The organism is Streptomyces sp. NBC_00090 (assembly GCF_045160815.1).
Classification (GTDB): domain Bacteria; phylum Actinomycetota; class Actinomycetes; order Streptomycetales; family Streptomycetaceae; genus Streptomyces.
This window is the reverse complement of the sequence record NZ_CP108224.1, coordinates 2,910,986-2,932,378: the sequence shown is the minus strand read 5'-3', so window position 1 is coordinate 2,932,378 and position 21,393 is coordinate 2,910,986. Positions and strand designations below refer to the sequence as shown.

The following is a 21,393-nucleotide window of genomic DNA, read 5'->3' as shown; positions in this document are numbered from 1 at the left end:
GTCAGTTTCCGGTGGCGTACGGGGAACTGCCCGCGGCCGTACGGATCCCGGGGAGCTCGGAGTACAGGGTCGCGCCGGGGCAGAGCGTGGCGTAGCCGTCGCGGTGTCCGGAGATGGTGTTCAGAGTGGCGGCCTGGCCCTTGGTCCACACGCCGGTGTCGGCGGCGGCGGTGAGCGTCACCTTCGCCTCCGGGTCGACGCCGTGCAGACCGAGCTTCCAGGCGGCGAGGTCGGCGATGGCCTGCTTGGCCGCGGCCGTCGGCGTGCCGCCGCTCTCGTAGTTGCCGAGCAGGGAGATGCCCGAGGAGTAGCTGTTGAAGCCGTAGGTGTGCGCCCCGAGGACGGGTCGGTCCACGCCGCCCGCGCGGCCCTCGAAGACCGTGCCGCACTTGTCGACGAAGAAGTTGTAGCCGATGTCGTTCCAGCCGTTCGTCCGCACGTGGTACGTGAGGATCGCGCGGATGATGGCCGGGGAGTCGGCGCAGGCGTAGTCGTTCGTCCCGGCGGTGTGGTGGACGAAGACGGCGTCGACCTTGTTCAGGTACGAGGGCGGGTCCTGGACGAGGGACTCGTCCGCACCCCAGCCGGCGCGACTGACGATGGCGGGGGCGGTCGGAGCGGTCGGAGCGGTGGTGCTGGGCTCAGGGGTGCCGCTGGGCTCCGGGGTGCTGCTGGGCTCAGGGGTGCCGCTGGGCTCGGTGGTGGGAGCGGGGCTGGTGGGCTCCTCCGTGGGCACCGTGCTGGGGGTCGGGTCCGTGGGTGCTTCGCTGGTGGGGGGCTCGGTCGAGGGTCCGTCGGTGGGCCCGTCGGTCGGAGCTCCGGTGGGTTCGTCCGTCGGTCCTTCCGTCGGGTCCGTGCCCGGGGTGGACTCGGTCGGGGTGGTGGACGGAGCCGGGTCCTGGGGCACACCGGCCGAACCCGTGGGCTCCTCGGTCGGCACCGGATCGGAGGGCTCCGGCGCGGGGCCGGCGGGGGTGGTCTGCGTGGCGTCGGGGGAGGCGGTGACCTTGCCGCTGCCCTTGCCGCCGCCGTTGCTCTTGCCCTTGCCCTTGACGGTCTCGCCGGGGTCGATCATGTCGAGGCGGAGCGCATCGGGCACCGCGGTCTCTTCGCCGTCCGCGACGACCCGCGCCTCGACCCCGTCCGACGGGCCGACCCACAGCGGCTCCGAGGCGCCCCGCACGTCCGACTCCTCGCCCTCGGCGGACTCCGGCGCCCGTACGTCGAAGTCGAGGTCGCGCCATTCGCTCCACTCGCCGGTGGCCGCCTTGCGGGTACGTATCTGAGCGGTGCCCTCGAAGGTGTCGCCGCTGTCCTCCCACGAGACGCCGATGAGCGAGAACGACTGTGTCCCGGTGCGCGGGAGCGCGCGCTTCTTCGGGTCCTTTCCGTCCAGGGCCAGCACATGCGCCTTCGCCGGCTGTGTTCCGTCACCGGGCCCGGCGTCCTCGCCACCTGCCGAGGCGGCGACGGCGGTCACACCCGTGGCGCCCAGGACGACGACCCCTGCCGCGAGCCAGATCGCGTGCTTCTTACCGTTGGCCCGCCTGGCGCGGGTTCCTCTCGGACTCATGTCCCATCCCTTGTGCGCAGCTGATCAGTATCCGCGGCCGGTCGCCGACGGCTGTTCATTTCGTGGGACGGGAAACGAGGGGTGGCAGCACGATTTCGGAAACCCTTGAGCTTCAATCGCTTTTTGGCTGCGGGGATTTCGGACCCCGCATTCCCGCCGCACAGTGCAGCGGTTATACACGATGTGCCCGCTCCGGCGCACCCGAGCGGGCAAACCGGACAGCGCGTGTTCCGAGGGGTGGCGCGTCACCCCTCGCCATCGCCGGAAAGCGGTTCGCCGGAACAGGTGGCACGCCCGAACTCGCCCGTGGCGGTGGCACGTTGGACGTGCTTGCCACGGATCGCCAGTGTGCAGGCCGCCTGTCCGCCCTTTCCGTCGAGGACGACAGCGACGGTCGGGGCCTTGCCGAGCGGCGCCTGGACCGACTTCTTCCAGGGCAGCGTGACGCCCTTCTCGACCGTGGCCGTGCCGTCCTCGCTGCGGGCGAGGTAGGAGATCTCGACGGTCCCCGTCCCCGTGACCTCGTACGTCACCTCGGCCGTCGGCACGGCTTGCGGCTTCGGCTGCTCATCGGTGTTGAGCATGCCGTAGCCGATGAGCCCGAGGCAGGCGAGCAGGACGATTCCGGCGACCAGCAACCCCCGCCGGTCCGGGGAGACCTCCGTGCTCTCGTGTTCGTTCTCCTCCCGCAATGCGTTTTCCGCGAGTTCGTTGGACGACATGAGAGAGCCCGGCTTTCGGTTGGTTTGCAGATGAACCGGGTGGTTATACACCACGCCACCGGCCGAGTGCGAGCGAGCGGAAGAATCGGGCGAACCACACCCCCTTCGGTCAATCAATTGTCCTTTATGTCGACGGGGTTGACCGGGCCTCGCACGAGTGGTTAGAAAGCCCGCTGCAATGCCCGTGAGCTCGTGGTTCGCATCTTCCGCGCGGTCAGCTCGCATTGCTCCAAGCCGGGCGGAAACATTCGCTCCGGCTCGTTCGGCGTGCCCATTTCGCGTGTAGTGGTGCGGGTACGCCGATACCGAAGGGTTTCGTGGTGAAATTCCCAAGCAGGAGATTCCTCTCCTGTCTGGTCGTGTCGGCGGTGGCGGGCACGCTACTGCCGCAGGCGGCCTATGCGGCTCAACCGTCGTCGTCCACGGGCGACGACACCGGTGTCTTCGACACGGTCGCGGGCTGGTTCTCGGACGACGGTGAGGAGGCGAAGAGACCCCCGGCCGACGGGAGGTTGGAGATATCCAGCCGGGAGAAGCTGCCGAAGGGTGAGAAGCTTCCGAAGGCGAAGCGGGTCAAGGAGCTGACGGCCGAGCGCACGTCGCAGGCGCGTTTCTGGCAGTTGTCGGACGGGCGGGTCGAGGCCGAGCTGACGGCGGTGCCGACGTCGTACCGGTCCGGGGCGTCCTGGAAGCCGGTCGAGACCACCGTGCGCGCCACCCGGGACAAGGGCTTCGACTTCGCCAACACCGCGAACACCGGCAAGAGCTGGTTCGGTTCCGACGCGGATAAGTTCATGCGGTTCGAGGCGGAGAGCGGCGGGGCGGTCACGTTCGGCCTGTCCGGTGCCGGTGCCGGTGTGCTCAAGCCGGAGGCGAAGGGTGACCGGGTCGTCTACAAGGACGCCGTCTCCGGTGCGGATCTGTCGTACCGGGTCGGCAACGGTCAGGTGAAGGAGGATATCGTCCTGGCCGAACGCCCGGCGGGTCCGGTGTCGTTCACCTTCACCCTGGACACCGAGGGCGGTCTGACGCCGAAGACCCGCAAGGACGGCTCGATCGCCTTCTTCGGCGAGGCCCCGGGCACTGCGGTGATGGTGATCCCGGCTCCGTACATGACGGACGCCAGGAAGGATCCGCAGTCGGTCACCGGCGGCACCTACAGCACCAAGGTCACCCAGAAGCTGGTCCGTGACGCGGACGGCAAGGGCTGGAAGCTGACCGTCACCCCGGATGCCAAGTGGCTTGCGGCGAAGGAGCGTCAGTACCCGGTCGTCATCGACCCGACGATCACCATCACGCCGATTGCCTCGGTCTCCGAGGACACGATGGTCCTGTCGGACCAGCCGGCGGTGAACTTCAACAACACCTGGAAGCTGTCGGTCGGCAAGACGGACACCGGCATCGCCCGTTCGCTGATCAAGTTCCCGCTGAGCGAGATCCCGGCGGGGGTGAAGGTCGACGCGGCCCGGCTGAGTCTGTACTACGACCAGTCGCACACCACCAACGCCAACACTGTCGCTCTCGAGGCGCACCGGGCCACCGGGGCGTGGAGCGAGGTGGGGGCTACGCCTGCGAACTGGTCCAACACCAGCGCGCTGGTGGGTGAACTGTCCGGCACCACGGTCCAGATGGACGACGGTGATGCCGGTACGGCTGCGGTCGGCGAATGGCCGCGCGGTACGACCACCGGTGGTGCGGCGACCAACGACGACTACGCCTCCAACAAGAACGCGCTCACGGGCGAGTCGTACTCCTGGCAGCCGATGGTCCCGGAGACCGACACCTACCGGGTGGACGCGCACTACCCGGCGGCCGCGGACGCGGCCACGGCCGCCCCGTACACGGTCACGCACAACGGCGGCACCAAGAACTACACGGTCAACCAGACCGGCACCGGCGGGGTGTGGAAGACCCTGGACGCGGCGGAGCTGAGCTTCGCCAAGGGCAACGCCGGGAAGATCGTCCTGGGTGACACGGGCTCGGCCACGACCCGTACGCTGGCCGACTCGGTGCGGCTGGTGAACCCGTCCGAGATCACCAAGGCGGCCTGGGACTACAACAAGTGGCACGACTTCCCGGTCGCCGACACGGTCCAGAAGTGGGTCTCCGGTACGGCGGCCAACTACGGCTTCGTGCTCAAGGCCAAGGACGAGTCGGGCACCGCCCCGACCGGCGGCCCGCGCTACGAGGCCGCCGACGGCAACACCTACGGCGACGAGACCTCCACGTACCCGCGCCTGACGGTGACCTACGGGGCTGTCGGCACGTCGCTGAACTCGCCGAGCGTGGTCCACTCCACCGGTCCGGAGCTCTCGTGGCCGGCGTACGCCAACGGCAGCGGTGACACCGGTCTGGACATCGTCGAGTACCAGCTGCACCGCTCCACGCAGCAGGTCTTCACGCCGTCCGCGACGACGCTGATCGCCCCGATCGCGTCGGCCACGACCGCGTACACGGACACCACCGCGGTGCCGACCCCGGACTCCTCCTCCAGCGAGATCGGGAAGTCGTACTACTACCAGCTCGCGGTCAAGACGAAGAACGGGCAGCTCCTTGGGTCGCCGACCCGCATCGTGGGCATCCCCAAGGCCGGCCGGACGATGAAGATCATCCAGGCGGGTCAGGTCGACACCACGCTCTCCTCGCAGCAGCCGACCGTCAACCACGACGGTCTGGTCTCCGGCAAGGCGCAGACCTGGCTGAGCGTCGGCAACAACTCCGGTACATACGGCAAGACCCGCGCGGCGCTGAAGTTCCCCACCACATCCATCCCCGCCACCGCCACGGTGCTGGAGAACAAGATGTACATGTGGGGCGCGGAGACCACCAGCACCACCAACGGCGCGATCTACGAACTCCACTCCCTGACCCGGGACTTCACCGAGACCCAGGCCACCTGGAACAACGCCAACTCCACCACCCCGTGGACCACCGCCGGCGGTGACTTCTCCGCCACCGTCTCCGACACCGTCCCGCAGATCACCGACGAAGTCGGCCGCCACTGGTGGGACGCCACCGGACTCATGCAGTCCTGGGTCAAGACACCCGCCAACAACAAGGGCGTCCTGGTCAAACTGAAGGACGAGACCACCACCGGCCCGCAGGAACGCACCCTGTTCCTGTCGTCCGAGGCCTCCGACCCGCAGCTGCGCCCGTACATGCAGGTCATCTACGTCGACGCGACGACTGAGGACACGTACTACGCGCCGACGACTCCGGCCCGTATGACGCCGAACTCGCAGTACACGGTGGAGTTCACGGTCACCAACACCACGTCCACGGCGTGGGCCGCCGGTGAGCGCGAGCTGTCCTACACCTGGAAGCTCCCCGACGGCACGGACGTCACCACGGGCGGCAACCAGCTGTCCACCGCGGTCCCGGCCCTCCTGCCGGGCAAGTCGGCCACCGTCCAGGCACAGGTCAAGACCCCCATCAACTCCGATGAGGGCAACAAGCGCCTCGACTACGTGCTCGGCTGGGACATCAAGAAGGTCGCCGACGGCACCTGGCTGTCCGCCGGCACCGGCGCCATCCCGTCGCTGAAGCAGAACGTCACGGTCGAGGACCCGACCTCCAACACGCTGGGCCTGGAGAAGTTCTACGGCTACACGGGCAAGAACACCGGCGCCGGTGCGAGCCTGATGAGCAACCTCGCCTCCGGCAACGCGGTGTGGTCGTACAACGCGTTCAACAACCCCGGCCGGGGTCTGAACACGTTCTTCCGGATGGCCTACAACAGCCTGGACACCTCCGACACGGTCTCCGGCCACGGCTGGTCGATGCAGGCCGCAGGGCCGATCCGGCTCGGCGCGCCGCTGGACTTCCACCCCAACCCCAACCCGACCGAGATCCGCCTCCCGGACGGCGACGGCACCACGCACGTCTTCCGCTGGGACGCCACCAACAGCGTGTGGAAGGCGCCCGCGGGCGTCCACTACAAGCTGACGATGAAGGCGGGCCTGGACTGCAAGCCGACGAAGGACCCGGTTCCGGACGCCTGGACGATGACCCGGCCGGACGGCAGCCGCTTCCTGTTCGGCTGTGACGGCTACCTGACCTCCACGGTGGACAAGAACGGCAACACCATGCTGTTCACCTACGAGGAGCGGAAGTCCAACAACAAGCCGACCAAGTTCCTGACGTACATCACCGACCCCGCGTCGCGGCAGACGCTGACGGTGGACTACTTCAAGAAGGGCGACGCCTCCTACGAGTACGTCTCGGGCACCGGCACCATCGCCACGGGCTCGAACCTGACCAACTCCAAGATCTACGACCACATCAAGTCGGTCACCGACGTCTCCGGCCGTAAGATCAACTTCTGGTACACGGACAAGGGTCTGCTCGGCCAGTTCACCGACGGCGTCGGCTCTTCGCAGCCGAAGGTGTTCAAGTTCGTCTACGACGCCACGCAGGGCAACAAGAACGTCAAGATGGTGTCGGCCACCGACCCCCGGGGCAATGCCACCAAGCTGGACTACCACGCCCCGCAGACCGGTGACGACCCGAAGTACCACTGGTGGACCAAGACCATCACGGACCGGCTGAACAACAACACGACGTTCGCCTACAAGGCGAACGCGACGAACACGAAGTTCACCGACACCAAGGTCACGGACGCCGAGTCGCACTCCACGGACTACGTCCTGGACGACTTCTCCCGCCAGGTGAAGTCCACCAACGCCAAGTCCGAGTCCATGGACATGTCCTGGGACGCGGACAACAACGTCACGCTCATGAAGGACGCGAACGGCGCCCAGACCACCTGGACGTACGACCAGAAGACCGGCAACCCGCTGACGATGAAGGACGCGGAGGCCAACAAGAACGGCACCGCGGCGACGGTCTACACGTACCAGACCCGTGCGGACGGCTACTCGGCCGATCTGTCCACCAAGACCTCCCCCGAGGGCCGCAAGTGGCAGTTCGGCTATGACGCCTTCGGCAACCTCAAGACGGTGACCGACCCCAAGGGCGTCGCCACCACCTCGGTGGCCGACGACTACACCACCAAGTACGACTACGACGCCTACGGGCAGTTGACCAAGGCCACCGACGCCAACGGCAACGCCACCGTCAACTCCGACTTCGACGTCATGGGCTACCCCAAGACGATCACCGACGCGGAGAGCCACGCCACCTCGTTCGTCTACGACGAGCGCGGTCAGGTCACCTCGGTGACCGACGTACTGGGCACCACCACCACCCAGACCTACGACGCCTTCAAGCGTCCGCTGGTCAACAAGCTGCCCAAGGAGCAGGCGCAGGGGGTGTTCATCACCACCCCGGCCCCGGTGTACGACGCCAACGACAACGTCACCAGCAGCACCGCCGCGGACGGCGTGGTGTCCACCGCGGTCTATGACCCGGCGGACCAGGTGACCTCGTCGACCGGCCCGGACAACAACCTGAGCGGTCGCACGACGCGCTACACCTACGACAAGGTCGGCAACGTCAAGACCACGACCGAGCCCAAGGGCGTGGCGACGACCTCCGTCCCGGACGACTACGTCACCAGCAACACCTACAACGAGATCTACCAGCTCATGGCGGTCGTGAACGCCCAGGGCGACAAGGTCTCGTACGAGTACGACAGCGTCGGCAACGCGGTCACGGTCATCGACCCGAAGAAGAACGCCACCGCCGACACCACCGACTACACCAGCAAGAGCTCCTTCGACCTCAACCACCGCGTGACCAAGGTCACCGACGCGGCGGGCAAGTTCACCACGCGCGAGTACGACAAGGACTCGCTGGTGGTCAGGAGCACCGACAAGGAGGGCAACGCCAGCGAGGTCGTCTACGACGAGCGCGGCAAGACGATCGAGCAGCGGGTCCCCTACTCGGGCAGCACGCTTCGCATCACGAAGTACGAGTACGACCAGATGGGCAACCCCACCAAGGTGATCAGCCCGCGCGGCACCGCCACCGCGGCCGTGGACGACTTCACCAGCCGGACCGAGTACGACAAGCTCAACCGCCCGGTCAAGCAGTTCCAGCCCTACGACCCGGCGGACGCGCGCTACAACGACCCCAACGTCTACACCCAGACGTTCTACGACGCGGTCGGCCGCACCTCGCGGGTCTCCGCGCCGCCGTCGGCGGGTCAGACGGTCCGCAGCGACACCGACTACACCTACTTCGACAACGGTTGGACCAAGACGTCCACCGACCCGTGGGACATCGTCACCTCCTACGGCTACAACCAGACCGGCCAGCAGGTCTCGCGCACCCTCACCTCCGCCGGCGGCTCCAGCTCGCGGACCCAGGGCTGGGCGTACTACCCCGACGGCAGCCTCCAGGCCCGCTCCGATGACGGCGTGCCGGTCGGCGCCCACGTGGTGGTGGCCGACAACTCCGACACCCAGACCACCTCGGCGACCGGCACCTGGGCCACGGCTTCGGCCACCGGCCAGCAGGGCTTCGACCACCGCACCCACGCGGCGGGCGCGTCGACGGACACGTTCACCTGGACCCTGAACGTTCCGCAGGACGGCAGCTACACCGCCTACGCGAAGTACCCGACGACCTCGGGCGCCTCCACGGCGGCGAAGTACACCGTCACCGACGACGGCGGCACCACCGACAAGACGGTCAACCAGACCACCGGCGGCGGCACCTGGGTCTCCCTGGGCTCGTTCACCTTCAAGCAGGGGAACACGTCCAAGATCACCCTGGCGACCGACGCCTCCGGCAAGGTCGTCGCCGACGCGGTGAAGATCGTCCGCACTGCCACCGAGACGGACAACGAGAAGAAGAACTTCACCTACTCGTACGACCTCAACGGCAACCTCACCTCGATCGGGGACACCTCCTCGGGTGCCAAGATCGACACGTACTCGATGACCTACACCGGGCTGAACCAGGTCCAGAAGGTCAGCGAGTCGCTGTCCGGCACCGAGAAGAAGGCCACGTCGTTCACCTACGACGCCAACGGCCAGAAGGAGACGACGACCCACCCGGACCAGTACGCGCAGTACCTCTACGACCTGCGTGACCTGGTCAAGACGGTGAAGGTCGGCAAGTCCGTCTCGGACGCCTCGCCGAAGACCACCGACTACACCTACACCGACCGCGGCCTGCGGCTGAAGGAGACCAAGGCCAACGGCAACACGGTCGACTACACCTACTACCTGAACGCGGCGCTGAAGACCCAGAACGAGAAGAAGCCCAACGGCACCCTGGTCTCCTCGCACACCTACGCCTACGACGCCAACGGCAACCAGGCGCAGGACGTCGCGTCCAAGATGAACGCCGACAACCACGGCGTGTACATGAACTCCACCACGGACTACACCTACGACCCGGTCAACCGGCTCGCCCAGTCCGTGAAGACGGGAACCGGCGCGGGCACCGAGACCTACGTCCACGACGCCAACGCCAACGTCGTCACCCAGACGATCAAGAACGTCACGACCAACTACACCTACGACCGCAACCGGCTCCTCAGCTCGAGCATCGGCGCCGCGAGCAACAGCTACAACTACGACCCGTACGGCCGACTGGACACGGTCGTCGCGGGCGGCAAGGTGGTCGAGGACAGGGACTACGACGGCTTCGACCACGTGGTCAAGAACGCCAAGCTGCAGACCGACGGGGTCACGACGAAGACCAGCACCTACGTCTTCGACCCACTGGACCGCACGGCGTCCAAGACGGAGGCCGGGAAGACCACCGACTTCAACTACCTCGGTACCTCCAGCGAGGTCCTCAACGAGGCCGTTGCCGGCGAGGTCACCAAGTCCTACCAGTACAGCCCGTGGGGTGAACGCCTGACGCAGCTGAAGCGCAACACCGACGGCTCCGAGGAGCTCGGCGTCTACGGCTACAACGGCCACACCGACGTCGAAACCCTCACCGACACCAGCGGCGACACCAAGTCCACCTACGGCTACACCGCCTACGGCACCAACAACGACGCCGAGTTCACCGGCATCGACAAGCCCGACACCGCCCAGCCCGACAAGGAGGCGTACAACCCCTACCGCTTCAACGCCAAGCGCTGGGACGCCTCCAGTGGCACCTACGACATGGGCTTCCGTGACTACAGCCCCGGCCTGAACCGCTTCACCAGCCGGGACATGTACAACGGCGCCCTGGCCGACATGGGGCTGGGATCGGATCCCTTCACAGGGAACCGTTACGCCTTCACCGGCGGCAACCCGATCAGCGGCATCGAGATCGACGGTCACGACTGGTGCGAGGACGGCTCCTTCTGCCCCTGGGACGACAACTTCGCCTCCGCATGGGTCGGCACCGTCACGACTGTCGCGGACACGCTTGCGAGCCCCGTGATGGCCGCAGAGCCGATCCTCCGGGAGAAGTGCCCTGGATGCTTCGGAACTCCCGGTAATCCCAATGGAGTGGATCTGGGATTCGAATGGGTCTCGGGCACCGGCCCCAAGAAGCGGGACTTCGGCGGTAACGACGCCTTCACGCAGACGCTCATGGACCACTACCACGTCCAGCGCGTGCGGGAGATCGCGGCCGACAACATCAACAGCGGAAACTACAATCTGGGTAAGAATGTCTCCCAGTACGTGGATGAAGACACGAAGGTCCTGGAGAACAACGGCCTGAATCACTCGCTGAACTCCAAGACCGTCTTCATGGACTTCACGTCGAACATGTCCGCGGCGTTCCTGGGTTCCTACAACATGGACTACACGGTCAAGTCCATCGACAAGGAGGCGGGGACGGCGACCATTCAGTTCCATGTGGACAACAAGAGCACGATGAACTCTGGAACGCATATCGCCCCGGAGCTCGGCGGGTACAGCGATTGGTGGGATGAGAACATCGCCGGACCCCTCAATACGTATTACAATACGGGGCGTTTCAGCACCAAGGAGCAGAACATCACGTGGACGGAGACGGTCGACCTCAACGACCCCAAGGCTCCGTCGCAGTCGTCGTCGTCATCGTCGTCGGGGGAGTCGAGTGGTCTCCTGGACACCGTGACGAGTTGGCTGGGCAGCCTCTTCTGACGGCAGGCTGACGTGCCGGCTCCCACCGGGTCGCCCGGTCGGGACGCGCCGTGAAAAACGGCGGGGCTGCCCCCAGGAATCCCTGGGGGCAGCCCCGCCGCCCGGAACGACTGGAAGCAGACAGCGTGAAGATCGACGTATTTCGCATCGGTGCAAGCCTTGCGACTGCCGGCTTGGTGGTACTCGCCTCGACCGCTTGCGGGTCAAGCAAACCCGCCCGCGTCTTTCCGAAGGCCGTACATCATTCCGAACTGGTCGGCCGATGGGACGGAGGGCAGGAATGCAAATCACCGCTTCCGGTCATTCGGCTGCGTGACGATTACACCTATTCCGTCAAGGACTTTCCGGTCGAGTGGGAAGGTCCCGGTCCGGACTCGAAGGTGACGCGCCGTACGACCGACGGAAAATGGCATGCGGTCAACAAGGACCCCGGCCTGACGCCCTATCTGGTGCTCAACTTCGAGAATGAGAAAGACCATAAGATTCTGCCGTTCTATGTGGAGAACGGAGAGCTGCGGATGAGCAGGAGTGTCCCGGTGTCCGGGGAGCCCGGCCATTCCTACTCATGTCGGTACAAGCGCACTTCTTCCGACCCCGACTTCGGCCGATAGCAGGCCCGCCCGGAGATGTGGCGCTGATCACAGCGCAGACCCGTGATGATCCGGAGCCCGGTTCCGCTGGGTTCTTGGGAGGACGTGGCGAATCCGCGGCCCTCCCGAGGAGCCAGGGGGACCGGGAGAACCGCACCGGTTCATACACGAGGGGTGGGACCGATGGACCGAGCCAGCCGCACGCTGCGGGCCGCCGACATGAGCCGGTACGCCTTCACGTTCGCCACCCGCACGACCGCGAAGACACGGCTCCCCCTCGACTTCTCCGCGGCCAGCCTGCGCATCGTCGACCGTGTGGTGGACGGTCTGCGGCAGGGGGCCGGCGACCCGGACGACGTCGCGCCGATCCTCCAGGAGCTCGGTGCGTACGTCGGCGAAGTGCTCGTCCGGCAAGCGCGAGCCCGCTGGGTCGACTTCGACGGCATGACGTCCGACCTGCTCCAGCAGCCGGTGGGCGTCCGGACGCCCGACGGACGGGCGTGGAACCCGCTCGGGAAGGTGGCCAACCGTTTCGAGCTGGGCCCCGACGAATCCGCCTACGAGCTCTTCCTGCTGGTCCCGCGTCGCCCGAAGGGCCTGCCGCTGTCACAGGGGACGGCCGACAGCCGGCGACTGGCAGCCGCGTAGGGTGATGCGCTGGACAGCGTGACGCGGGTAGACCAAAGGAAGATCATTTGAGGGCGGACGACGCCACTCTGCAGCATGCGGTGGAACGTGCGCAGAACGGTGACGACGAGGCGTTCGCCAACGTGTACCAGATCGTGCAGCCCGGGCTTCTGGGATATCTGCGAGGGCTCGTCGGCGAGTCCGCCGAGGACGTGGCCTCCGACGCGTGGCTGGAGATAGCCCGCGACCTGGCGCGATTCCGCGGAGACGGTGCGGGGTTTCGCGGCTGGACCGCGACCATTGCCCGCAACCGCGCGCTGGACCACCTGCGGCGCATGCGCTCCCGACCGCTCACGGCCCCGTTCGAACAGGACATGCTCGACCTGCCCGCCCCGCGGGAGACAGCCGGCGAGGCCCTCGAGGCGATGTCCACCGCCGAGGCACTGGCCCTGGTCGCGGCGCTCCCCCAGGACCAGGCCGAGGCGGTGCTGCTGCGGGTGGTCATCGGGCTTGATGGACCTGCGTCGGCCCGGGTGCTGGGCAAGCGGGTGGGAGCAGTGCGCTCCGCCGCGCACCGCGGACTGAAGCGGCTTGCGAAGGAACTGCTGGGATGAGTGAAAACAACGTGCGGGGACACGACGACGTCGAGGCGGCACTAGCCGCTGCCCTGCGCCCCAGGGACGTGGACGATGCCTCGACCCGAGCGGCCGTCGCCGCGTTCCGTACGGCCCGCGACACGGGCCTGCACAGGTCTCGGCGCACCAGACGCCGCGAGGACTGGCGTCCCGTGAAGGAACACGGCATGGGACGCTCGCTGAAAACCGCACTCGCGGCCCTGGCCGCGAGCCTGACCCTGGGCGGCGTGGCGTTCGCCGCAGCCGCGTCGCACGACCCCTTCGACGAGAACGAGACCCGCGAACCCGAACCCCGCCGCAGCGCCTCTGCTCCGCTACCGTCCACGGGGCCCGCGATCCCGTCGTTCGAGTCCCCAGGCTCACGTTCGCCGGCCCTTGGGGGAATCCCCACCACACCCCGCATTCCCGGCGATCCGGCCCACCCGCCCCGGTCGAGTGAGTCCCTCTGCCGTGCGTACGAGAAATCCCTGGACAAGGGCAAAGCCACAGAAGCCGCAGCCTGGGAGCGTCTGGTCGCCGCGGCTGGTGGCAAGGATGTCGCGACCTACTGTGGCTCCGTCCCGGCGTCCGCGGCCGCAGCCTCGCCCCCGGCCTCCGGGAACGGGCACTCAGCCCCCGCCAAGAGCCCCTTCGACACCCACGCGAAGCCCGAAGCGGGTGATTCGGTCCACCATCCCCCTGCGCCTGTCAGGGATGCGACGGCTGACGGGCACGGTCGCTGACCACAAGGTCACCCCGCAGTGGGAGGCGCTGGTCGGCAGAGCTCGCCCGAACGCGTCCCGCTCAGTGGGCCGGGGTCTTCTCGGCGCGAGGTGCGGGCGGAAGCGCCGGTCGCTCCGGCAGCAGCTCCGTCGCGACGAAGGCGATCACCGCCGCGAGGATCACGACGGGCATCATCGCCGAGCCCCCCAGCAGGAGGGAGACCAGGACCACACTGCTGACCGGCAGCCGCAGGGTGCTGGCCGTGGCGGCCGCCATCCCCGCCGCCATGGCCGGTACGAGGCCCAGGCCGGGCAGGGGGGCCAGCAGGACCCCGGCGGTGGCCCCGAGGAAGAGGGCGGGGAAGACCAGGCCGCCGCGCAGGCTGCCCAGGCAGAGGGAGTAGGCGATCCCTTTGAAGAGCAGGACGGCCAGCAGCGCCCCCACGCCCCAGGCGTGCGGGTCGGCGGCCAGCCGGCCCAGGGTGGCCTGGCCCGACAGGGCGACGTCCGCGGGGGTGCGGCCGGTGATCAGGGCGTAGAGGGCCGCGCAGGCCGCCGCCGCGAGGGCGCACAGGACGGTGCGGCCGACCACTCCCGCCCTGATGAAGGAAGCGACGCGCCGGGCGAACGCCAGTACCGGGTGCAGGAGGACGGCGAGGGCCAGGGCGAGGGGAATCGTCCAGAGCACGTCCCCTGCGTCCAAACGGGGGAACGGCATGGGCAGTTCCAGGCTGAGGCTGCCCGTCTCCAGCCCGGTCCAGTGTCCGAAGCCGGTGAAGACCAGCGCCCCGACGCCACTGGAGAGCAGGGCGGGCAGCATGACCGCGAACAACTGCGGCCCGCCGGCCCCCGCCACCTCGATCAGGAGCACCGCGGCGATCAGCGGGTTGCCGAAGATCGCCGCGATGGCGGCCGCGGCGCCGGCCGCGCCCAGCAGCGCGGTGGTCTGCGGGGTCGCCGGAGCCCGGGTGAGGTCACGGAAGAGCAGGGCCAGGCCGCCGCCCAGAGCGATCAGCGGTGCCTCCGGTCCCAGGACTGCACCGAAGGGCAGGCTCGCTGCCGCGGCGATCAGGACGCCCGGCAGCGTGACCGGCGGAGTCCCGCCGGTGTGGAGGCCGGACGCGGGGACGTGCCCGCCGCCACCGGGCAGCTGCGTGGCGACCAGCCCGACCACGACTCCGGCGACCAGGAGCAGGGGAAGCGGCCACCACCACGGCGGGGCGTCCCAGCCCAGCCCGTGCGGCAGCTCCGCCCACAGGAGGTGTTCGAGTTCGTGCAGTCCGACGAGAAACCAGAACGCGACGAGCGAGACCGGGATGCCGATGACGGCGGAGAAGGCGAGGACCTTGAGGTAGCCGGGAGCGAGGAGGAGGTCACGTAGCCGGTCCGCCTCCAGGGGCTGCTGTCCGCTGTCGGAGTCTTCGGGGTGAGCGTCGGTCTCCGTCATGGGCGGCCTTCCTCCGGCTCCGCTCAGGGCTTCTTCGCGGCGGGCGGCTTGGCGCTCGTGTCCGTCTTCGTGCCGGCGCTGCTCCGCCCGGGCTTGGCGGGCGCGCTCCTCCGCCTCGGCGCGGTCTTCGCGGTCTTCTCCGTGTCCGCCGCCGGTGCCTTCCGGGTCGCTGTGATCGGCCACTTGAACTCGATCTCCAGCTCGATCTCCCCGCTACCGACCTCGACCTCCACCTCGGTGCGCAGGTCGTCGGGAATCTGCAGGCTCAGTGTCCCGAGGCCGAATTCCATGTCGACCTCCCCGCCCTGCCTCAGCGCTGCCGCGAGCGCCGTGAGCTGGTCAGCCGCCTCAAGGCGTGACATCGAGCGCTTCTGCTCAAACTTGAGGTCCTTCATGGGAGGGCTCCGATCCGGTACGAACAGTAGATAACGCCCATTCTGATCCCGGGTGCCGGATCCGACATCCGCATGGCCGGTGCCGGCCGGCGCGGCCCCTCCTGCCTCTCCTGCCCCTCCGGCGTCCGTGCCGTTCGTTCGTTAGGCTGACTGGCAGACGTTCGTCTCCGTCGGAAGCACCGCCACTGCTGGGGCGCCGAGAGGCTTCGGCCCCCCGCGACTGGAGCGTCGCATGCCGTACCGCCCAGCGCCCGGCCTGACGCGAACGACCATCGCGGCCGTCTTCGTGACGGCCCTGGCCGCCGCGCCACCCGCTCCCGCGCATGCGTTCACCGGGGGCAACCACGAGAGCATCACACGGGCGGCCCTGCCCTGGGAGCCGGTCACGCTCTCCGCGATGGCGGACGCCCGCGACGGGGCGATCAACGCCAATGACCACGGCGGGTACTTCCTCATCGGCCCTCTGCACTGCGACAACGCCGACTACCTCGCCCCCGGATACGTCCGGCACTATCCCCGCAGCCGGGACGAGGCCACCACCGAGCTCCTCGCGTGTGTCCGTACCTCCGTCGCCCGTTTCCGGAACGCGATCCGGGCGGCCGACGGTCTCGTCGACGCACACGGCAGGGTCCGGGCCGACCAGAGCGACCTCTCCTCCCCGTGCACGTGGAAGGAGACCTCCGACCGTGCCAAGTGCGACGTCCTGGAACAGCTCGGCCGCGGCTGGCACCAGATCCAGGACTTCCACTCGCACGCGAACTGGTCCGACCGGACCGGCCCCGGCCCGGTCGGCCTCGACAACCCGCCCGGACTGGCACGTACCGATGTCGCCCCCTTCTTCGACATCCGCCGCTACAGCACGATGGAGGACGCCGACTGGACCCGGGAGGCACGAGCCCTCGTACCCGTGGACCTCACGACCGGCTGCTACTCCGACTTCGACTCCACCGGCGTCAAGTCCGACGACTGCGCCGGCCGTGTCACGCACAACCGCGACCTGAACAAGGACACCGCCGCATCCCACCGCTCGAAGACCGGCGACAACTTCGGCCGCGCCGTCTCCGGGGCCACCGCCGAGACCACCCGCCAGTGGAACGACTTCAAGGCCGCACTGCGCACGACCTATCCGGACGACCGGCGCGGCGAGCAGATGATCTGCGCCCTCGTCCACGACGACCCGGCTTCGAGCTGTCCCTGAGCGGGACTCACCCCGTGAGCTGGTACAGGCTCCTGCCGACGAGCCACAGCCCGAGCAAGAGGCAGATGAGGACGATCGCCGGGTCCTTGTGGCGTGTCAGCCACATGCGCAGGCTCACCAGGTTGAGCTGGGCCTTCTCCGGCGCGAACGCCATGTACAGCTCCATGGCCAGCAGGGTGGAGGTGGCCAGGACACAGAAGCCGAGGAGAGCCAGAAAGGACTGGGCGTGGGAGAGGTCCGCCTTCACGACGGTGGCGGCCGCGGCGCTGACCATTCCCCAGGGCTGCAGGAGAACGGCCAGTCCGGCCGCGGACCATCCGGTGGCCTGGTCCATACGGGACGTCAGCGACCGCCCGGAACCCGTATGTCGCTCCTCGCCCTCATCCTTCGCGGAGGATGAGGATGAGGACGAGGATGAGGCGGAGACGGGAGCGGGGGATGAGGCGGAGGCGGTACGGCGGCTTCGGCGGCGCCTGTGCTCGCTGTAGACGATCAGGCCCACGCCGATGACCAGCGTGGCCGCGAGTGCCGCGATCGAGGGTGGAGAGCGGGGTGGGGGCGGTTGCCCGCCCGTGAAGATCAGCACCATGGCGATCACGGCCACGAGGCAGGCGAGCCAGGCGACGATGAAGGCCAGCCCCTTGTACACCCCGCGGGGCGCGGACACGACCAGCACGAAGGCCATGACCGGCAGGGGGTAGAGCGTGATGGCCACGCCGATGAGGAGCAGGTCGAGCAGCATGGGCGCGCACCCCGGACCGGGTCAGGTCGCGAGGACCTTGGCCTTGGCCTGCGCGAACTCGGCCTCCGTGATCGCGCCGCTGTTCTTGAGCTCGGCGAGCCGGGCCAGTTCGTCCGCCTGGCTGCCGCTCCCGGCGGTCTCGCGCACGTAGGAGCGGAACTGCTCCTCGTTCCGGCGGACCCGGTTCAACTCTCGCTCGCCCATTCCGCGTCCACGGGCGATCAGGTAGACGAACACGCCCAGGAAGGGGAGCAGGATGACGAAGACGGTCCACCCCGCCTTGCCCCAGCCGCCCAGCTCGTCGTCGCGGAAGATGTCTCCGATGATGCGGAAGAGCAGCATGAACCAGAGGACCCAGACGAAGATCATCAGCATGGTCCAGAACATGTTCAGCAGCGGGTAGTCCACTGCCAGGGTCACCATCGAATCCTTCATGGCCGATCTCCTGCCGGTCGTGACGGGCCGCGGCTCCCCGTTCGGAAGCCGCGGTCCGGCGGAACGAACTGCATCCAGAGTGCGCCGTGGCCGCGCTCACCGCACTCCGGACAGCGACCCGGCCCGGGGCGGGATCGCCCGCTCGGCGGACAACGGGTGCCGCCGGCCCGGTGACCTGCTGGTGTGCCTGCCGCGCCGGGCCGGGATCGCCTGGGATAGTGACCGCCCTCTGGCAGGGGCCGTAGCACGGTCACGGCGTTCCGTGCGACCGAGAGGGGAAACGTGGACGGGGATCCGAAGATCCGCCGGTCGGCCGTGCTCACCGCGGTCCGTTCGATTCTGACGCTGGCGGCCGTGCTGGCCGCCTACTACCTGCTGCCGTTGGACTCGGCCTTCACCGCGGGCACCGTGGCGGTGCTCGTCGGCGGCATGGTGCTGGTGGCGCTGATCTTCGCCTGGCAGGTGCGCACGATCATGCGTTCCGCGCGCCCGGGGCTTCGGGCCATCGCGGGGGTCGCGACGGCGCTGCCGTTCTTCGTGCTGCTCTTCGCGGCCACCTACTACCTGCTGGAGCGCAGCGCACCCGAGAGTTTCACCGAAGCGATGTCCCGGACCGACGCCCTCTACTTCACGATGACCGTGTTCAGCACGGTCGGCTTCGGCGACATCACCCCGCGCACCGAACTCGCCCGGCTGCTGACCACGGGACAGATGACGGCCAATTTCCTGCTGATCGGCGTGGCGGCCCGCTTCCTGCTGGGGGCGGTCCAGGAGGGCCGACGCCTGCGGAGCCTCGAGACGACGGGTGATGAGCACGGCGGCCCGCCCGCCCCACGGTGACCTGGTCCGGCTTCTCCGGATCAGTCCGCCGGCAATTCCTGCGCGGGCAGCCGGCCCGCGGACACGGCGTCGACGAGGGCCTGGTGGTCACGCTCGTTCTGGTCGGCGTAGGCCTCCGCGAACGTGGCGATCGCCCGGTCGAAGGAATCGCCGCTGCCCAGATACGCGGCGATCGCGATCCGGTCGCCGGACCGCGCGTGCGCACGCGCCAGCGTGACTCCGCACAGTTCGCCGAACGCCTGCATGCGCCTCGGGTTCATCCTCTCCGGCATGGCGATGCCCTTCCAGTCGCGCAACTGGCGGATGTAGAAGTCGCGCCGCTTGCCGTCGATCCCGTCCACTCGCTCCCAGCCGAGGAAGATGTCGCTGGTGGCCTGCATCAACCGCTGGCCGGAGACGACCCGCTCGCCCTGGTTGCGGTACGCGCTCGCGCCGACGTGCTCGGCGAGCACGGAGGTGTCCGCCTCCTTGGCCTGGAGGAAGAGCGGGTCCCGGTCGTCCCGGCCGAGGAGCAGGAAGATCCAGCAGCGGGTACCGACGCTGCCGACGCCTACCACCTTGCGGGCGACGTCCGCCAGGCGGTAGTCCGAGAGGAGCGTGCGCCGGTCGGACACCAGGGTGGCGCCGTACCGCTCGATCAGGCCGTGGAACTGGCGCTCCAGGGCATGGCGCTCGACGTCGGGCAACAGGTCGGCCACCGGGACGAGCAGCGGGGGATCCGCCGCGATCACGGGCCGGCCGTCGACCGTCTCGGTGAGCCTGTCGAAGGCCTGCAGACTGTCGCGGCTGCGGGCCTTCTCCATGGCGCGGGCCAGGTTCTTCCGCCCGCGCTTGTGGAGCCGGTCCGTGGCCAGGGACTCAAGCAGCTCCGCGTCGATCTTCGCGTACCAGACGTCGATGGTGCGCATGCCCGCGAGGCGGATCATCGCCTCGCGGTACGAACGGACCGTGTGCCTGACGATGCGGGCGCGCTCGGCGTCGTCGAAGTCGTTCGCCCGGGCGGCGATGACGAAACTCGCCGACAGCCGTTTGACGTCCCACTCCCAGGGGCCCGGAAGCGTCTCGTCGAAGTCGTTGATGTCGAACATCAACTGCCGCTCCGGCGAGGCGAGCAGACGGAAGTTCAGCATGTGCGCGTCCCCGCACAGTTGGGCCGTGAGTCCCGAGCGCGGGGTGTCGGCCAGGTCGGACGCCATGATCGCGGCGGCGCCGCGGTAGAAGCGGAACGGGGACTCCGTCATACGGCTGTAGCGGATCGGGACGAGCTCGGGGACCCGCGTCGCCGACTGCGCCTCCAGGATCGTCAGCGGATCGGGCCTGTCCCTGGACGGCCGGTACTCGGCGTGGCCCGACCGCGGCGAGCGGCGCCGGGCCTTCTTTCCGAGCGCCGCACGTTCCTCCGGCGTGGCGTGGCGTGCCGCGCGCATCGCCGTGGTCACGTTCTGGGGCATCCGAACCCCTCCTGCCTGGCCCTTGTACAGGCCGTTGGGATGCCCGGCGCGAGGGCCAGGCGGCCGGAGACGGCTCCGTGGCCTTCTCCGGTGCGGGCCGCGCCGGGCATCGATGTCGGGTGGGGGTGGGCTCTCAGCCCTCGGCCTCGATCTCGGAATCCGCGACGGCGATGGCGACGCCGAGTGCCGCGGAGATGTTGCCCGCCGCCGTCATGACGCGGGCGGTGCCCACGATCGGCGCGATGGCGACCAGGACGTCCTGCAGCTGCTCGGCGGACATGCCGGCCTCGACGGCGAGTTCGATGTGGGCCGCGTAGGAGATCGGCGGGGCGTCCGAGGCGGCGAGGGCCGCGAACCGCGCGACCATGAGCATGTCCGGGGCCAGGCCGCACCGCTCGATCGAGTCGACCGTCATGGCGGCGAGGGTGTCCAGGACAGGGGTTTCCGATGCAGTGGGCATGTCGTGTGCCCTCCCTGAGTGTGTTGTCGGGACTGTCAGTCGGCGGTGTGCGTGTGCGACCAGCTGCTGCACAGCGCCCAGATGATGAATACGTCGATCGCCAGGATGGTGATCGCCCACCACGGCTGGTACGGCAGCCAGAGGAAGTTGGCGATCATGCTGAGGCCGGCCAGGCAGATACCCGCCGCCCTCGCCCAGTTCGCGCCCATGAAGAGACCCACCGCGGTCAGCACGACGATGATCCCGAGGATGAGGTGGATCCAGCCCCAGGCCGTCAGGTCGAACTCGAAGACGTAGTTGCCCACGCGGGCGTACACGTCGTCCTCGGCGATGGCCGCGATGCCCTGGAAGACGGCCAGGAGGCCCGAAAGGGACAGCAGTACCGCGGCGAACACGGTGCCTCCGCCGGCGATGCCGCCGCTGCCTCCGGACCGGGGCGCGCTCCTCGGTGCGGTCCCGGTGTTCCGCTGTCCTCCGGCCGGTGTTTGCTGGCTCATGGAAGTCACCTCGCAGTTCACGATCGGTTGCCGGGCATCCCTTAGGCCGTGGATCTGTTCGTGCCTCCTCGGGATGTCGGGCCAAGGTGCCTT

General features: G+C 68.4%; 16 protein-coding genes. 7 read left to right on the top strand and 9 right to left on the bottom strand.

The genetic code is table 11. The features are described from left to right. Position 1: 1 nt before the first annotated feature. Together OG361_RS12930 and OG361_RS12925 are read right to left on the bottom strand one after the other, a co-directional pair. A complete protein-coding gene (locus OG361_RS12930) occupies positions 2 to 1,573 on the bottom strand; it encodes an N-acetylmuramoyl-L-alanine amidase (protein WP_405853466.1) in 1,572 nt (523 codons plus the stop codon). A 245-nt stretch (positions 1,574 to 1,818) separates the two neighbouring features. Next, positions 1,819 to 2,295 (bottom strand): MmpS family transport accessory protein, encoded by a 477-nt coding sequence (locus OG361_RS12925; RefSeq protein ID WP_405853465.1) that lies wholly within the window; start codon positions 2,293 to 2,295, stop codon positions 1,819 to 1,821. A 1,325-nt stretch (positions 2,296 to 3,620) separates the two neighbouring features. Here OG361_RS12925 and OG361_RS12920 point away from each other — a divergent pair. The 5 genes from OG361_RS12920 (at position 3,621) to OG361_RS12900 (ending at position 13,856) form a co-directional block, all read left to right on the top strand. Next, positions 3,621 to 11,282, top strand: a complete 7,662-nt coding sequence (locus OG361_RS12920) for a DNRLRE domain-containing protein (protein WP_405862218.1) — start codon at positions 3,621 to 3,623, stop codon at positions 11,280 to 11,282. A gap of 125 nt (positions 11,283 to 11,407) precedes the next feature. Then, positions 11,408 to 11,893, top strand: coding sequence for a hypothetical protein (locus tag OG361_RS12915; RefSeq protein ID WP_405853464.1), 486 nt, complete (start codon positions 11,408 to 11,410; stop codon positions 11,891 to 11,893). Between the two features lie 162 nt (positions 11,894 to 12,055). Further along, positions 12,056 to 12,520, top strand: coding sequence for a hypothetical protein (locus OG361_RS12910; RefSeq protein ID WP_405853463.1), 465 nt, complete (start codon positions 12,056 to 12,058; stop codon positions 12,518 to 12,520). Between the two features lie 47 nt (positions 12,521 to 12,567). Continuing rightward, positions 12,568 to 13,113 carry an RNA polymerase sigma factor gene (locus OG361_RS12905; RefSeq protein ID WP_405853462.1) on the top strand — a complete coding sequence of 182 codons (546 nt, stop codon included), beginning with the start codon at positions 12,568 to 12,570 and terminating at the stop codon, positions 13,111 to 13,113. After that, positions 13,110 to 13,856, top strand: a complete 747-nt coding sequence (locus tag OG361_RS12900; protein ID WP_405853461.1) for a hypothetical protein — start codon at positions 13,110 to 13,112, stop codon at positions 13,854 to 13,856. The genes OG361_RS12905 and OG361_RS12900 overlap by 4 nt, the downstream gene beginning before the upstream one ends. 61 nt (positions 13,857 to 13,917) lie before the next feature. Here the strand turns inward: OG361_RS12900 and OG361_RS12895 are convergent, their stop codons facing one another. Together OG361_RS12895 and OG361_RS12890 are read right to left on the bottom strand one after the other, a co-directional pair. Further along, positions 13,918 to 15,282 (bottom strand): chloride channel protein, encoded by a 1,365-nt coding sequence (locus OG361_RS12895; RefSeq protein WP_405853460.1) that lies wholly within the window; start codon positions 15,280 to 15,282, stop codon positions 13,918 to 13,920. 23 nt (positions 15,283 to 15,305) lie between these two features. Next, on the bottom strand, positions 15,306 to 15,677 hold the full coding sequence (locus tag OG361_RS12890) for an amphi-Trp domain-containing protein (protein ID WP_405853459.1): 372 nt from the start codon (positions 15,675 to 15,677) through the stop codon (positions 15,306 to 15,308). Positions 15,678 to 15,909: 232 nt separating this feature from the next. On the opposite strand from OG361_RS12890, the gene OG361_RS12885 reads away from it, so the two are divergent. Further along, positions 15,910 to 16,875, top strand: coding sequence for a hypothetical protein (locus OG361_RS12885; protein ID WP_405853458.1), 966 nt, complete (start codon positions 15,910 to 15,912; stop codon positions 16,873 to 16,875). A 7-nt stretch (positions 16,876 to 16,882) separates the two neighbouring features. On the opposite strand, the gene OG361_RS12880 is transcribed toward OG361_RS12885, so the two are convergent. Both OG361_RS12880 and OG361_RS12875 read right to left on the bottom strand, forming a co-directional pair. Further along, positions 16,883 to 17,617: a GAP family protein gene (locus OG361_RS12880; protein WP_405853457.1), complete on the bottom strand. Its 735-nt coding sequence runs from the start codon at positions 17,615 to 17,617 to the stop codon at positions 16,883 to 16,885. Positions 17,618 to 17,638: 21 nt separating this feature from the next. Further along, positions 17,639 to 18,052, bottom strand: coding sequence for an SHOCT domain-containing protein (locus tag OG361_RS12875; RefSeq protein ID WP_405853456.1), 414 nt, complete (start codon positions 18,050 to 18,052; stop codon positions 17,639 to 17,641). A gap of 315 nt (positions 18,053 to 18,367) precedes the next feature. On the opposite strand from OG361_RS12875, the gene OG361_RS12870 reads away from it, so the two are divergent. Beyond that, complete coding sequence (locus tag OG361_RS12870; RefSeq protein WP_405853455.1) at positions 18,368 to 18,892, top strand: potassium channel family protein; 525 nt, start codon at positions 18,368 to 18,370, stop codon at positions 18,890 to 18,892. Positions 18,893 to 18,912: 20 nt separating this feature from the next. Here OG361_RS12870 and OG361_RS12865 read toward each other — a convergent pair whose 3' ends face one another. The 3 genes from OG361_RS12865 to OG361_RS12855 all read right to left on the bottom strand — a co-directional run bounded on the left by OG361_RS12865 (position 18,913) and on the right by OG361_RS12855 (position 21,300). Beyond that, positions 18,913 to 20,343 (bottom strand): DUF2252 domain-containing protein, encoded by a 1,431-nt coding sequence (locus OG361_RS12865; RefSeq protein WP_405853454.1) that lies wholly within the window; start codon positions 20,341 to 20,343, stop codon positions 18,913 to 18,915. Between the two features lie 133 nt (positions 20,344 to 20,476). Then, a complete protein-coding gene (locus OG361_RS12860) occupies positions 20,477 to 20,803 on the bottom strand; it encodes a carboxymuconolactone decarboxylase family protein (RefSeq protein WP_405853453.1) in 327 nt (108 codons plus the stop codon). A gap of 35 nt (positions 20,804 to 20,838) precedes the next feature. Next, the gene (locus OG361_RS12855) at positions 20,839 to 21,300 is read right to left on the bottom strand and encodes a hypothetical protein (RefSeq protein WP_405853452.1); all 462 of its coding nucleotides are present in this window, start codon (positions 21,298 to 21,300) and stop codon (positions 20,839 to 20,841) included. Positions 21,301 to 21,393 lie beyond the last annotated feature (93 nt).

Excerpts from the sequence above, each read along its gene's own strand:
- OG361_RS12910 (WP_405853463.1), top strand. The coding sequence starts at position 12,056 with ATGGACCGAGCCAGCCGCACGCTGCGGGCCGCCGACATGAGCCGGTAC.
- OG361_RS12925 (WP_405853465.1), bottom strand. The coding sequence starts at position 2,295 with ATGTCGTCCAACGAACTCGCGGAAAACGCATTGCGGGAGGAGAACGAA.
- OG361_RS12875 (WP_405853456.1), bottom strand. The coding sequence starts at position 18,052 with ATGAAGGATTCGATGGTGACCCTGGCAGTGGACTACCCGCTGCTGAAC.
- OG361_RS12855 (WP_405853452.1), bottom strand. The coding sequence starts at position 21,300 with ATGAGCCAGCAAACACCGGCCGGAGGACAGCGGAACACCGGGACCGCA.
- OG361_RS12890 (WP_405853459.1), bottom strand. The coding sequence starts at position 15,677 with ATGAAGGACCTCAAGTTTGAGCAGAAGCGCTCGATGTCACGCCTTGAG.
- OG361_RS12865 (WP_405853454.1), bottom strand. The coding sequence starts at position 20,343 with ATGCCCCAGAACGTGACCACGGCGATGCGCGCGGCACGCCACGCCACG.
- OG361_RS12885 (WP_405853458.1), top strand. The coding sequence starts at position 15,910 with ATGCCGTACCGCCCAGCGCCCGGCCTGACGCGAACGACCATCGCGGCC.
- OG361_RS12920 (WP_405862218.1), top strand. The coding sequence starts at position 3,621 with ATGGTCCTGTCGGACCAGCCGGCGGTGAACTTCAACAACACCTGGAAG.
- OG361_RS12895 (WP_405853460.1), bottom strand. The coding sequence starts at position 15,282 with ATGACGGAGACCGACGCTCACCCCGAAGACTCCGACAGCGGACAGCAG.
- OG361_RS12880 (WP_405853457.1), bottom strand. The coding sequence starts at position 17,617 with ATGCTGCTCGACCTGCTCCTCATCGGCGTGGCCATCACGCTCTACCCC.
- OG361_RS12900 (WP_405853461.1), top strand. The coding sequence starts at position 13,110 with ATGAGTGAAAACAACGTGCGGGGACACGACGACGTCGAGGCGGCACTA.
- OG361_RS12860 (WP_405853453.1), bottom strand. The coding sequence starts at position 20,803 with ATGCCCACTGCATCGGAAACCCCTGTCCTGGACACCCTCGCCGCCATG.
- OG361_RS12930 (WP_405853466.1), bottom strand. The coding sequence starts at position 1,573 with ATGAGTCCGAGAGGAACCCGCGCCAGGCGGGCCAACGGTAAGAAGCAC.